Origin of the sequence: Vibrio sp. M250220, from assembly GCF_036533795.1 — a bacterium.
Lineage (GTDB): Bacteria > Pseudomonadota > Gammaproteobacteria > Enterobacterales > Vibrionaceae > Vibrio.
The window spans coordinates 110,492-122,998 of the sequence record NZ_JATABI010000001.1 but is presented as its reverse complement, the minus strand read 5'-3'; the positions used below and the strand labels follow the sequence as shown (position 1 = coordinate 122,998).

Here is a 12,507-nt window from a genome sequence, read left to right as displayed (position 1 = left end):
ATTGTCTGCGATGATAAAGAAATGTCACACTAAGCACCATGAAAAACTGACGGAATTAATCATGTTTACCGGAATCGTTCAGGGAATGGCGAAAGTTGTTGCCATCGAAAAGAAAGAAAAGTTTCAAACACATACCGTTGAATTCACTGGGTCAATGAATCAGGGTCTTGAGATAGGTGCATCTGTGGCACACAATGGGTGCTGTCTTACGGTAACGAAAGTGGATGGAGAGCTTGTTGATTTTGATTTGATGCAGGCGACGTTAGCGTTGACCAACCTTGGAGATCTGGCTGTCGGAGATCGGGTTAATATTGAGAGAGCCGCTAAGTTTGGTGATGAAATTGGCGGACACTCCATGTCAGGTCACATCTCGCTAATGGGTGAAGTGGTTGATGTGATAGGCACACCAAATAATCGAACTCTATGGTTCGAAATTCCTCAAGAGATGATTAAGTATGTGTTGGCTAAAGGCTATATTGGCCTCGATGGTTGTTCGTTGACCATAGGTGAGGTTGAAGGTGCGCGGTTCTCCGTTCATCTCATCCCAGAGACGTTGCATAGAACTCTGTTCGGAAGCCGTAAGATTGGTGATAAAATTAACGTTGAATTTGATCCACAGACACAAGCCATTGTGGATACCGTTGAAAGAGTATTAGCGAGTAAATCGTTATAAAAAAAAGCGCCGTTTGGCGCTTTTTTAAAATACTTGTTCATCGTCGGCATCAACGAACAAGTCAATCGTATCCATTTGCTCATTGACCGTCATGTTGAGGTGGATTGCATGGCAGCAAGCAGGACAATCATCGTAAAACTCTTGGCTACCATTCGACGCATCAAGCGTAATACTAATGGTATGACCGCAATGGGGACAAGCAACCCTTTTTTCTGTGTAGCTATGCATAACTCTTTTCCTTACATCTATATCGAAAACAGCGCCTAACTGACTCCCACTGAAAGTAAGAATTTCCCTGTAGACGATATAATCTTATGCTTAGAAGTTTCTGTTAGGCAGAAATTAAGTACAAAATTTGACTTAGCTACGAAAAGGCAAAGGTTGTCGAAACACACATCACTATTGATCGACTAAATGTTTGACAATTCAACAACCGTAAACCTTCTTAAGTGATTGTTAAATAAACACATTCACCATTAATATGAAAGAATTTTTCTTATCATTTTTTCTGATTGATCCAAGTAGTGTCCACCAAATTGATTGTAATGATTGAGTAAATGATAAAGGTTGTAGATGTCTTTCCGTTCGCTGTAACTGATGTCGAGCGGCAGAATACTTTCATAGCCTTGATAAAACTCTGGTTGGAATCCACCAAACAGCTCAGTCATAGCGATATCACATTCACGATCACCCCAGTAACTGGCTGGGTCATAACAAATCGGGCCGAAGACAGAACTTGCCACATTACCATGCCAAAGATCGCCGTGAAGTAGGGAAGGTTTAGGCTGATGATTGGCGAGTCTGGTCTGAATTAACTGGGTAAAGTCGTTGATATCGACCAAGTTAATTCCTTTCTCTTGCATTAATTGCAGTTGCCAACCAATTCGTTGTTCAGCAAAGAAACGGGACCATTTCCTATCCCACTTGTTAGGCTGGATCGTCGCACCAATAAAGTTGTCCTGATCAAAGCCGTATTCCTGCTGCTCGCCCCACTGGTGAAGTGCGGCGATCTGCTGTCCAAAGAGATAACTATTTTTGCTGTCATCTAATGGTTTGGTTGGGAGGTAGTTGAGTATAATGAAGGCGTTATCTTTGGTGGTACCCGCTAAAACCAGTTCGGGAACAGAAACTGTTCGGCTTTCGCGCAACATGTGAATACATTCAGCTTCAGCTTCAAAGTTAGGCAAAGAACCACGCTGATTAACTTTAACGAAATAGCGTTGTTCTCCGTCCGAAATCATATAGCATTCGTTGATTTCACCACCGTGAACTTTGCATTTTTCGCTTATTTCGTAAGCGAACATCAAGGTTTCAGAAAGCTGTTTTGATATGGCTTGCCACATAACATTTCCTAAGTCAGATGTATTTAACTACAGTGTAGAAGATGATGGCGTTGAATACTGATTCATAGTGCAAAAAATTCAACGATTTAGACAATCTGACCTGTCAAATTCGCAAAGTGTGAAGTGTGTCCCTCATCGCATTCTTCGCTATAAAATATGCTATTAATAATACGTGAGTATTATTTGACTCTGCTTCAACTTTCTTAGTTACAGCAAGTTATGTCTAATGGGGTAGGCTACTATAGCCAGAACTGAACATGTAATCAGCAACTGAACGGACACGAGTTGTGAAAACACATTGAAATGTCTTAGTATTAAAGATGGATATCGACGACATGACAATAATGGAGATGAACTGTGGTTGTTGAAACCGATGGTTACCTAGCTCTAATCGAGCACTTAGCTTTCAATCTTGATGTGTTTGCTTCTGAAGAAGGAGACACAGGAACAGAGAGCGTCGAAGATGTCGTTACCGATATGGTTGCGAGTAACATCATGGCTATCTTTGAGCAAAACCCAGAACTCCACTCTAGCGTCCGCTTCCAGTTACTTAAAGAAGCTGATTCAGTAGTGGAAGACCTCGGGGAGGTTCTTGCTGGAGTATGGGGCAAGCCTGCGACAAACGAACAAATTAGCTTCTTGGACGAATACATTGCTTTGGTTAAGAATTTGTTCGACTCCGCTGTTGCGAAATACGATTAACCCCAATTTGTTGTACGACTAATTGATTTCAGGCGAGAGGCTAACTCGTCTGAAATGCCAGTACTTGCTAGCCCAATATGGGTTGTCGAGTCTCGATATGACGACCCCTTTTGATGTTGACGCGTGCATAAACTGCTTGCCGCCAATATAAACGCCAACATGTCGAGTGTTGGGTGCAGTTTTAAAAAATACCAAATCACCAATTGTCGCTTGAGAGTAGGCGATTTCCGTTCCCACCTTAACTTGATCTAGTGTCGTTCGTGGTAACTGTATTCCCATCGCTTGTTGAAACGCAGTTTGCACGAATGCCGAACAATCCACCCCATTTAATGACGACCCACCTAAGCGGTAGGGAACACCTTCCCACTGGTCATAAACTTTAATCAAAGACTCTCTGATCGCCAACTGAGAAGCATTGGGCGCTAAATAAGTTGCCGACGCGGGCTGACTTTCTTGTTGAGGAGAACTGCTACAAGCCGTGAGTAATGTTGTCAGGATTATTGCGTTCAGGGATAGGTGAAGTGAATAGCGATACATAATTATAACTCTAGTCTGCAATCTAACCGTAACAATCTCGCCATAATATCCTCGCCAGAAACGTCGGTATCAGGATCTTATCTTCATTATGGAAACGATGAAAAAAAGCACATTTTCACTGTCCCTTATTCAGACAATCAGTGCGGTATTTTTTACCATCACCTTACTCGTCATTTTACTTTCTGTCACTAGTATTAAGGGTTTAGAAAATATTAGACAACGTTTTTCAGAACTTTCCCAACAAGCTTTGCCACTGGCGATGACCAATGCTGAACTTACGCAAAACATTTTAGAGCAGGTTAAGCAGTTAAGCTATGCAACTGGAACTCAGAGCATCGAGTCACTATGTTGCACAAGTATTCGGTTTAGACTCCTACTGGTGTGCCGTATCTTAGTGATTTCTGAAAGGTTGCGAGAGCATCTTGTCAATTCGTTGCTCTTGCGCTGAACGGAACGTGGTGATGCCAATTTCGACATCATCATGCCCTAACTTTGGTTGGGCTCGATAGGTGGTAAATATCCGATCCCACACCGATAAAAAGAAGCCAAAGTTAGAATGGGTCTCTTGGGTAATGGTAGAGTGGTGTACGCGGTGCATATCAGGCGTAACCACCCACTTTCTTAACCATTTATCCCATTTTTGTGACAAATAAGCGTTACTGTGATTAAACATCGCACTGGCATTGAGAATGATCTCGAAAACCAGTACAGCGATAGGTGGTACGCCAAGTACTAATATGAGCGCAATTTTAATCCACATTGAAAGAAGGATCTCAATGGGGTGGAAACGAGAGCCGGTCGTGACATCTATGTCCTGATCAGAATGATGCATTCGGTGTAATCGCCACAGAAGCGGTACCCGATGAAAAACCAAATGTTGTAGATATATCGCTAAGTCGAGAACGATGACCGCAATAAGTAACACCATTGGTTGAGAAAGCGCAAAAAACTGATTAAACAGCCCGATTTGATGAGATTGAGCATAGTAGGCCGCTTCAATAGCGACGATGGGCATCAATAGGGTTAGGCATAATGAGTTGAAAGCGACTAAGCCTAGATTGTTAAGCCATCTGTAGAGTTTATTCTGTGTTAAACGTTTTCGTGGCGTCACCCATTCCCAAAGACCGCAAAGCACAAGGACGCCAACGAAAAAGCTTAATCGAATCATTTCTGGATTTTGCATTGATACTATTCCTTGCAACTGTTATTTGGGTGAGTAAACTTGCTCAACTTTGACATTATCTACACTGCGCTATGAGAATCCACGCCTTTCATCACTTGTACCAGCAACGCCTCGAACGTTCAACCAAGCCCTTTAATGCGCGAGGTAGTAAAGTCGCGCGTTGTCAGTACTGCCAAGTCGCACAGCAAGATTGTTTGTGTCAGCACCAACCGACAGCGAGCACAGAGGTGGCGGTGTTGTTGTTACTCTCAGAGAACGAAGTATTCAAGCCGAGTAACACTGGACGCTTAATTTTAGATACGGTGGCAGACGGGCATGCATATCAATGGAGCAGAACTGAGCCTGAAGCGGCAATGTTAGAATTGCTCAACAGCCCAGACTACCAACCGATTCTGGTCTTTCCTGAGCAGTATGTTGAGGATCACTCAAGGCTGGTCGCGAATACGACCACTAGCAGCGACTTGGCTCGCAAACCCTTGTTGGTTTTTCTTGATGGGAGTTGGCGTGAAGCTCGACGCATGTTCAACAAGTCGCCATATTTGAGTCAACTACCCGTTTTATCGATTAGCCCTCAGCGAGTCTCGCAATATATGATGCGTCGTTCGTACAATGATCAACATCTCGCAACGGCGGAAGTGGCGGCACTGGTATTCAAACAATTAGGCCATCAACAATTGCATCAAACATTGACCATGTGGTTTGAGGTGTTTCGAGAGTCATATCTCAACAGCAAAACACGTAACAGAAGAGACGACACTAAACCGGCATTGAACGAGTACATCATGTCGAGAAACGAGAAATCACTCTAAATAATCAATTCTGGTTGGGCAGAGACTGTTCCGTTGAGCACAACGCAAAGCTAAATTGGTTCTGTATCACAGTTTGTAGGCTTAGCTATATGGATAATGGTGCGATTATACGTTTTCTGATTGATTTTTTCTGGGAGAGATAAGATGTACTACGGCTTTGACGTTGGTGGCACTAAGATTGAATTTGGTGCGTTCAATGAAAAACTGGAGCGAGTGGCTACCGAGCGAGTACCAACGCCAACGGACGACTACGAATTATTGGTTGAAACCATTGCTGCTTTGGTTGCAAAGTACGACCAAGAGTTTGGCTGTGAAGGTAAAATTGGTCTTGGTTTACCAGGTATGGAAGATGCTGATGACGCGACTGTACTGACAGTAAACGTGCCTGCGGCTAAAGGCAAACCGCTCCGTTTTGACCTAGAGCGTAAAATTGGCCGTAGTGTAAAAATCGAGAACGATGCAAACTGTTTCGCACTGTCAGAAGCATGGGATGAAGAACTCAAAGACTCTCCATCAGTTATGGGTCTGATTCTAGGCACAGGTTTCGGTGGCGGACTTATTTATGATGGCGCGGTGTTTTCGGGACGCAACCACGTAGCTGGTGAGTTGGGTCATATGCGTCTACCGATTGATGCTTGGTTCCACCTTGGTGACAACGCGCCACTATTAGGCTGTGGTTGTGGTAAGAAAGGCTGTCTAGATAGCTACTTATCAGGACGTGGTTTTGAACTTATTTATGCGCATTACTTTGGTGAAGAGAAAAAAGCGATCGACATCATCAAAGCGTATGAGCAGGGGGAAGAAAAAGCGTGTGTACATGTTGAGCGCTTTATGGAGTTGCTTGCGATCTGTTTTGCAAATATCTTCACGGCTAACGACCCACACGTTGTTGCTTTAGGTGGTGGTCTATCAAACTTCGAATTGATTTATCAAGAGATGCCTAAGCGTGTACCGAAATACTTACTTTCGGTAGCAAAATGCCCGAAAATCATTAAAGCGAAGCATGGTGATTCGGGTGGCGTACGCGGTGCAGCGTTCCTCAACATCAAATAGTAAAAAAACGGGACCATTTGGTCCCGTTTGTTATTCGCCTTGGTTGATCCGTTTGATCTCTGCTTCAATCTCCTCAAACGGTTGAGGTTTACTGATTAAGTAGCCCTGAATGTAGCGACATCCTAATTCTTGAAGCAGAGTCAGTTGTTGTTCATCTTCAACACCTTCCGCGATCACTTCTAGCCCAAGTTGGCGCGCTAACAGGTTTACCGATTTAATTAACACCGCATTGTTGAGATTGGTTGAAATATCTCGGACAAAAGAGCGATCGATTTTTAGGATATCAATCGAATTCTTCATTAAGTTTGAGAATGATGCATAGCCAGTACCAAAGTCATCCAACGCGATTTTAACGCCTTTCATGCGTAACACACTGAGTAGATCCTGAACATGTGGTTTATCTTCAAGAGGGATTGACTCGGTGACCTCGATAATGATGTCCTTCTCAGACAAACCTGACTGACCAATGATGTTCAAGATCGAACAGTTGGATGGGTCTTCTTCGCTTAGTTCATCGATAGATCGGTTAATCGATATCAAAATATTTTCATAGCCGCGAGATTTTAAACGTTGCAGATCCTGACAGGACTTCTCCAACACAATTTCGCCAAGCTGGAAAATATAGCCAAGATTTTCAGCGATAGGGATGAACTCGAATGGAGAGATAATCTCACCGTCTTCGGTCCAGCGTGCAAGAGCTTCGAGTTTGACTACCTTTTTATTGTTCAAATCGTAAATTGGCTGATAGTGAACATCAATGCGTTTTTCGTCGATGGCTTTCTTGAGTCGTGCACCAAGCGAATACTGTCTTGCCACTCGTTTTTCCAACTGAGTGGAATAGATAGAGGTCGACGGAATAGGATCGCTCTTGGCTTCTCTTAGCGCATAGTAGGCCTGTTTTATCGGGTGTGTTTTGCTTTCAAACTCACTGATATTTGAGCAACCGATATTCACCGCGAGTTCAATTTCATGATTATCTATCACGACGCTTGTTTCGATCTTGGCGCGAACAAAGCTAACGAATTTATTGACCCCCTCGAGAGTGTCTTGAGTAAAGCTCAGTGCAAACTGATCTGGGCCATATCGACAGATGTTAATCTGATTGGTATCAAAATTGGTCGCCAGAGCATGACCAACATGGACGAGAACTTTATTACCAACGGATTCTCCGTACATATTATTGATTGACGAAAAACGTTTAAGATCGAGAATGATGACTGTTTGATTGTTGGTCTTTGATAAGGCATTAATAAAGCTTTCTCGAGTTTGTAGCCCCGTAAAATCGTGTTCGTTTTTATAGTTGTTGAGTTCACTTTCAATTGATTTTAACTTACTAAGATCTTCGAATGTCGCGATGTAGTTTTGTATTTCGCCAACTCGGTTTCGTAACACATAGATACTGAGTTTTTCGGGATAAACGGCGCCAAATTTCGTTTGGTTCCAGACCTCGCCGCTCCAGTGCCCCTGTTCATGAAGCTCTGCCCACATCTTTTGATAAAAGCTCGCCGGATGGAGACTAGAACTCAAAATAGAAGGTGATTCGCCCTCTAGCTCGGCAAAAGTATAGCCAGTAATATCTTCTACTTTAGAGTTGGTACTGATAATACGGTTGTGCTTGTCGGTAATTAATACGCCGTTACTAGAGAGGTCGACGATCTTTTGCGCGATGGTAAAGTCCGCTTCTAATTGAGAAATATCTGTCGTATTTCGTATGTTGCCTACGATCTTAGTCAATTCACCTAACTCATTGAATTTTTTAATGTAGCTAATTTCGAATTGCTTATTGATCGGGCACATTTCTCGATAAACAGTGAGAGTCTTAGCTTCACTCCCAGAACTTACATCAAGCATGAAGCGATCTAAGCTGATTTTACTCTTAAAGATATAGAGTCGGAAAAAGTCAGAAAATTGTAGTCGTTGATCAGGTTTCATGCCCGTCATATTGGCGAGATTTTTAGAGTAGCTAAAATGGTTATGAGCAATATCCCATGTCCATGAACCACTTTGCGTTAATTGCTCTGAACGTTCAAATTGTTCCAATAGTTTATCTTTTTGATCTGCAAGGCGTTGCTGAGTGATTGACTTACCGATCAGAAAACCGATGGTTTCTAGCCAAGTCTTATCAAAAGATATATCGGGTAAATCGGTGTCATACATGAGTGCGATAACGCCAACCACTTTGCCACTGCGCGACTGAATAGGAATGCCGAGATAACTGTGCGCATTGATTATCTGTAAGATGGCATCATCAGGGAAAAGTTGTTGAATTTTCTCTTTGTAAACACAGATTTCTCGGTTATCCAGCACCAGTTCACACGGCGTGCCACCTAAAGAATAGGTGATGTTTTCCGCTAGCTCGCCGTGGTGTAAGTAACAGTGAGAATGAGCAATGTTCTGCTCAAGATCATACTCAGCAATCAAACAGTGTTGTGGTTTATAGCGTAAATAGACGTCTTGTAGACAACGGTGGTAAAGCTCTTGTTCATTTCTTGAGTCGATGACTTTTGTAATGAGCGATTCCATTGAAAGGGGCCAATCCTTGTTAAGTAATATGTTCTATTTTTATGGTTTATAGGGTTGGCATAAATATTCACACAGGTGCCATTAATTGTATATGTACAATGTACGGTTTTGTGAGGGGAATATTGTCAAAATATAAAATGATCAGTTAATTCAGCTGGATGGAACGTCGCTGCCTAAACATTAAGGCCTAATAATTCTAGTGTAATTACTCCATTTCATTGTAAACAACGACCTTATGTTGAGTTAATTAGCCTTGTCTAAGAAAGAACAAAGGCTGGAAAGCCAGCCTTTGAAACGAGGGGATTACGAATTCTTCTTTCCTACACCAAGGTTCTCTTTCTGTGCCAAAGTGATTTTACTAAAGCCAAGTTTTTTAAAGTGATTATCACGATAATTGCGAACGGCTTTGGTGTCTGAAATCGCTTCGATTTGCTGCTCCATTTTTAGGTATGCCGAAATATCAATACCTTCAGCTTCTGCCACTGCCTCGTGAATGTTTCTGTGTTTCTCGTAAGAAAAAGCCAGTGTTTTGTCTTGGTCTTTGTAGGTATATAGGATTGTACGAGCCATAAATATTCAACCGTCTATAAAATAAAGAGGCCAGCTAAGCTGGCCCCTGAATGGATTGCTAGATTCTGCCTTGAAGTGGGATGATTGTCACGCTTTCTCCAACTTTAACCGTGTCAACAGCAGGGGATATTTCGATCAAGCAGTTGGCTTCACTCATTGAGCGAAGAATACCTGAACCTTGCTTGCCCGTTGTTGCGACGGTTAAATGGCCACGAGAATCAAATTGATAGATGCCGCGACTAAATTCTGTGCGTCCTTGGCGAGAACGTAAGGGTTCAGTGGCGATTGCCTTAATCTTTAATGGCTGCCAATCAAGTTCGCCTTGCATCTTGCGTATCGCTGGCTCGACGAAATTAATGAATGACACCATAACCGCCACTGGATTACCTGGTAAACCAAAGAAAGGTTTTTCGCTAATCTTTCCGAAAGCGAGTGGGCGACCCGGACGCATGTTTATACGCCAAAAATCGATACTACCTAGCTGTTCAAGGGCAAGTTTAATGTAATCGGCATCGCCAACAGAGACGCCACCAGAAGTAATGACCACGTCTGCTTGCTGAGCTGCGCGTTCCAGTGCTTCAACCATCGTCTGCTGGTTGTCCTCAACAATGCCAAAATCTAAAATTTCACAACCAAGATTTTGCAGTAACCCCATAATGGTGAAACGATTTGAATCGAATATAGAGTGCGCTTTTTGCTCACTCCCCGGGGCTTGAACTTCATCACCTGTTGAGAAAACAGCAACTTTAAGCTTACGGTAGACTTGGCATTCACCGTAACCAAGAGAGGCGATCATTCCCATCTCAGCAGAAGAGAGGCGCTGACCAAGAGAAAATACATCACTTCCTGCCGCTAGGTCTTCACCTGCAAGACGTACATTCTGACCTTGTTTTATTGAAGCATTAGGAAACGTGACGATGTCACTATTTTCGGTGGCTTGTTCACGCATGACAACTGTGTCGGCAAATTGTGGCGTCGGTGCACCTGTCATGATTTTTACCGCTTGACCTTTTTGTAAAGGTTGTTGATAAGCATGACCTGCGAGTACTTCAGCCACGACTTGGTAGTGTTGACGATTGAGGTCATCACCACGAATTGCGTAACCGTCCATTGCCGAATTGGTGTATTGAGGCACATTGACTGGTGAAATGATGTTGTTCGATAAAACTCGACCAAAACAAGATTCCACAGCGCACGGCTCATTCTCAGTGACGGTGTTGACAAGTGACAGAATTTTTTCTTGTCCTTGCGTGACAGAAAGATACGCAGGGGAGAGGGTGTCACAACATGGCGCCACATGGTTTGGTTGGATACCATTTTGTGCGTACTGAATGACAAACTGAGCAATCACATCAAGGTCATTGATATCCATTTGTGGCAGTTCGCTATCCTTGACTGGCGTATCCGACGCAATGGCAATGATGTTAGTGTCATTTGGATACAACCAAGGTTTACCGACAACTTCGCGATGCAATTCAATCTTAGGAAACGCGATGTTTTTACAGCCTTCAACCAAAATGATATCGAGTTTATCGGTATCAAAACGTGTCAGTAGATATTGAAATTGTGATTCTTCCTCAGGTGTCTCCGTCATCAGTGCGTAACGATTACGAGAAGAAATCAGCATTTGCGATGCGCCAGCTTTACGAAGACGATAACTATCTTTTCCTTCTTTATCGACGTCAAAATTGTGGTGAGCGTGTTTCAGCATACCAATGCGCAGACCAGTGGTTGTTAGCTTTGGCAATAGTGCTTCAAGGAGCGTCGTTTTACCTGTGCCCGAATAGGCAGCAAAACCTAGAATAGGAATGGGTGTTTGTTCAATCATCAGTCAATGGTACCGAATTGAGCGAGCTCTTCTGGTGTGTTCAAATTAACAAAACAGTTTGGTGAATCGCTAAAGTCGACATACTGGGTATGGCACTCTTTATAAAGTAGGATGATTTTGCGATCACCGCGCTCTAAGAAAGCGGTTAACTTGGGAAGAACTCTTTTGTGATAAAGGGTGAAAACCGGCTGTTGGTGATCACCATCGTGAGCAACGAGAATATCCGTCTCGTCGGTGACAGAAGCGCAAAACCGCTCGACGAGATCGTTATTGATGAGTGGACTGTCACAAGGGACGAATCCTACCCAGTCTGTTGGTGCGTTGAGCAGTCCCGCATGGATACCGCCCATTGGCCCAGGATAGTCTTTAAATTGATCACTAAATACTTCGCCGAACTGAGTATAAATACTCTGATTTCGGTTAGCGTTAATCATGATGCGCTCAGTCTGTGGAGTAAGACGCTCGATAACGTGTTGAATGAGTGGTTTGTCATTCAGTTGGACAAGCCCTTTGTCTTGTCCGCCCATACGGGTTGCTTGTCCACCAGCTAAAATGACCCAGCTAGTTTGCATTGGAAGAAGCATAATTAATTTGTAACTCTTTGTCGGTTATTACTTGAAGCAGAGGAGACTCTACCAAAGTCGCTTCTTTTATCCACCATTGTTTACGGCATAAAGCGGTCAAGGCGTTTTGCTGGTGACTGGTTATCACCAAACTTGACCCACGTTCGAGAAGATCTTGCGCCATAATCACTAAACGGTCGATCGATTCTTGATCTAAAGAAGCACTGGGTTCGTCCATCAGCAAAATCGAAGGCTTTAGAATCCACGCTCGTGCCATTGCAACGCGTTGCTTTTCGCCCCCCGACAGCACTGAGATGTGTTCGTCTGCAAGAGTTTCTAAGCCTACCATGCGCAGTGCCGTAATAACTTGAGCTCGCTTATCTTTTGCTGTTTCTTTTTGATAGCGAATACCGTATGCAACATTCTGGTATACCGTGCCATCAAATAAATAGGGAGACTGATGGAGGTAGATAACATTTTTTCGTCCCGATCGCGAAAAGAGTCTATTGCGCCACGAGTCACAGGGGGCGACAACTTTACCGGTGGTGGGTTTGATCAACCCAGAAAGGATTTTTAGCAGGGTAGTTTTACCGACACCATTATCTCCTTTTAGATAAATGGCGTCGTTTGGACCAATATTCAAAGTAGGGATGTGAAATAGCACGCGCTCTTTGAAGCGCATAGAAAGTTGCTGTGCCGTTATTTTTATAGTCATACAGCGCC

The 12,507-nt window shown here is 43.3% G+C and carries 13 protein-coding genes and 1 pseudogene; 5 read left to right on the top strand and 9 right to left on the bottom strand.

Translation table 11 applies throughout. The features are described 5' to 3' along the window. Positions 1-61 precede the first annotated feature (61 nt). On the top strand, positions 62-673 hold the full coding sequence (locus QTN94_RS00550; protein WP_331426559.1) for a riboflavin synthase subunit alpha: 612 nt from the start codon (positions 62-64) through the stop codon (positions 671-673). Positions 674-697: 24 nt separating this feature from the next. Here QTN94_RS00550 and QTN94_RS00545 read toward each other — a convergent pair whose 3' ends face one another. After that, the gene (locus QTN94_RS00545; RefSeq protein ID WP_138970938.1) at positions 698-901 is read right to left on the bottom strand and encodes a CPXCG motif-containing cysteine-rich protein; all 204 of its coding nucleotides are present in this window, start codon (positions 899-901) and stop codon (positions 698-700) included. A 248-nt stretch (positions 902-1,149) separates the two neighbouring features. Next, positions 1,150-2,016 carry a fructosamine kinase family protein gene (locus QTN94_RS00540; protein WP_331426520.1) on the bottom strand — a complete coding sequence of 289 codons (867 nt, stop codon included), beginning with the start codon at positions 2,014-2,016 and terminating at the stop codon, positions 1,150-1,152. A 357-nt stretch (positions 2,017-2,373) separates the two neighbouring features. Between QTN94_RS00540 and QTN94_RS00535 the strand changes: the two genes are divergently transcribed. Continuing rightward, positions 2,374-2,718, top strand: a complete 345-nt coding sequence (locus tag QTN94_RS00535; RefSeq protein WP_138970940.1) for a DUF3802 family protein — start codon at positions 2,374-2,376, stop codon at positions 2,716-2,718. Positions 2,719-2,736: 18 nt separating this feature from the next. Here QTN94_RS00535 and QTN94_RS00530 read toward each other — a convergent pair whose 3' ends face one another. Next, a complete protein-coding gene (locus QTN94_RS00530; RefSeq protein WP_331426519.1) occupies positions 2,737-3,255 on the bottom strand; it encodes an NlpC/P60 family protein in 519 nt (172 codons plus the stop codon). An 88-nt stretch (positions 3,256-3,343) separates the two neighbouring features. Between QTN94_RS00530 and QTN94_RS00525 the strand changes: the two are divergent. After that, positions 3,344-3,601: pseudogene (locus QTN94_RS00525) on the top strand (methyl-accepting chemotaxis protein); the annotation flags it as partial. Between the two features lie 45 nt (positions 3,602-3,646). Here QTN94_RS00525 and QTN94_RS00520 read toward each other — a convergent pair. After that, positions 3,647-4,438 (bottom strand): sterol desaturase family protein, encoded by a 792-nt coding sequence (locus QTN94_RS00520; RefSeq protein ID WP_331416315.1) that lies wholly within the window; start codon positions 4,436-4,438, stop codon positions 3,647-3,649. A gap of 71 nt (positions 4,439-4,509) precedes the next feature. Here QTN94_RS00520 and QTN94_RS00515 point away from each other — a divergent pair, with 71 nt between their 5' ends. Both QTN94_RS00515 and nagK read left to right on the top strand, forming a co-directional pair. Next, on the top strand, positions 4,510-5,247 hold the full coding sequence (locus tag QTN94_RS00515; protein ID WP_331426518.1) for a tRNA-uridine aminocarboxypropyltransferase: 738 nt from the start codon (positions 4,510-4,512) through the stop codon (positions 5,245-5,247). 144 nt (positions 5,248-5,391) lie between these two features. Beyond that, positions 5,392-6,300, top strand: coding sequence for an N-acetylglucosamine kinase (gene nagK, locus QTN94_RS00510; protein WP_331426517.1), 909 nt, complete (start codon positions 5,392-5,394; stop codon positions 6,298-6,300). A 30-nt stretch (positions 6,301-6,330) separates the two neighbouring features. On the opposite strand, the gene QTN94_RS00505 is transcribed toward nagK, so the two are convergent. From QTN94_RS00505 to QTN94_RS00485, 5 genes are all read right to left on the bottom strand, one after another. Continuing rightward, positions 6,331-8,823, bottom strand: coding sequence for a sensor domain-containing phosphodiesterase (locus QTN94_RS00505; RefSeq protein ID WP_331426516.1), 2,493 nt, complete (start codon positions 8,821-8,823; stop codon positions 6,331-6,333). Positions 8,824-9,126: 303 nt separating this feature from the next. Further along, on the bottom strand, positions 9,127-9,393 hold the full coding sequence (locus tag QTN94_RS00500) for a DUF2960 domain-containing protein (protein WP_138971922.1): 267 nt from the start codon (positions 9,391-9,393) through the stop codon (positions 9,127-9,129). A 58-nt stretch (positions 9,394-9,451) separates the two neighbouring features. After that, a complete protein-coding gene (locus QTN94_RS00495; RefSeq protein WP_331426515.1) occupies positions 9,452-11,221 on the bottom strand; it encodes a bifunctional molybdopterin-guanine dinucleotide biosynthesis adaptor protein MobB/molybdopterin molybdotransferase MoeA in 1,770 nt (589 codons plus the stop codon). Next, positions 11,221-11,805, bottom strand: coding sequence for a molybdenum cofactor guanylyltransferase MobA (gene mobA, locus QTN94_RS00490; protein WP_331426514.1), 585 nt, complete (start codon positions 11,803-11,805; stop codon positions 11,221-11,223). Before mobA ends, QTN94_RS00495 begins: the two co-directional genes overlap by 1 nt. Beyond that, complete coding sequence (locus tag QTN94_RS00485; RefSeq protein WP_331426513.1) at positions 11,783-12,499, bottom strand: energy-coupling factor ABC transporter ATP-binding protein; 717 nt, start codon at positions 12,497-12,499, stop codon at positions 11,783-11,785. Before QTN94_RS00485 ends, mobA begins: the two co-directional genes overlap by 23 nt. Positions 12,500-12,507 lie beyond the last annotated feature (8 nt).

Excerpts from the sequence above, each read along its gene's own strand:
- QTN94_RS00540 (WP_331426520.1), bottom strand. The coding sequence starts at position 2,016 with ATGTGGCAAGCCATATCAAAACAGCTTTCTGAAACCTTGATGTTCGCT.
- QTN94_RS00515 (WP_331426518.1), top strand. The coding sequence starts at position 4,510 with ATGAGAATCCACGCCTTTCATCACTTGTACCAGCAACGCCTCGAACGT.
- nagK (WP_331426517.1), top strand. The coding sequence starts at position 5,392 with ATGTACTACGGCTTTGACGTTGGTGGCACTAAGATTGAATTTGGTGCG.
- QTN94_RS00485 (WP_331426513.1), bottom strand. The coding sequence starts at position 12,499 with ATGACTATAAAAATAACGGCACAGCAACTTTCTATGCGCTTCAAAGAG.
- QTN94_RS00545 (WP_138970938.1), bottom strand. The coding sequence starts at position 901 with ATGCATAGCTACACAGAAAAAAGGGTTGCTTGTCCCCATTGCGGTCAT.
- QTN94_RS00550 (WP_331426559.1), top strand. The coding sequence starts at position 62 with ATGTTTACCGGAATCGTTCAGGGAATGGCGAAAGTTGTTGCCATCGAA.
- QTN94_RS00500 (WP_138971922.1), bottom strand. The coding sequence starts at position 9,393 with ATGGCTCGTACAATCCTATATACCTACAAAGACCAAGACAAAACACTG.
- mobA (WP_331426514.1), bottom strand. The coding sequence starts at position 11,805 with ATGCTTCTTCCAATGCAAACTAGCTGGGTCATTTTAGCTGGTGGACAA.
- QTN94_RS00530 (WP_331426519.1), bottom strand. The coding sequence starts at position 3,255 with ATGTATCGCTATTCACTTCACCTATCCCTGAACGCAATAATCCTGACA.
- QTN94_RS00505 (WP_331426516.1), bottom strand. The coding sequence starts at position 8,823 with ATGGAATCGCTCATTACAAAAGTCATCGACTCAAGAAATGAACAAGAG.
- QTN94_RS00520 (WP_331416315.1), bottom strand. The coding sequence starts at position 4,438 with ATGCAAAATCCAGAAATGATTCGATTAAGCTTTTTCGTTGGCGTCCTT.
- QTN94_RS00495 (WP_331426515.1), bottom strand. The coding sequence starts at position 11,221 with ATGATTGAACAAACACCCATTCCTATTCTAGGTTTTGCTGCCTATTCG.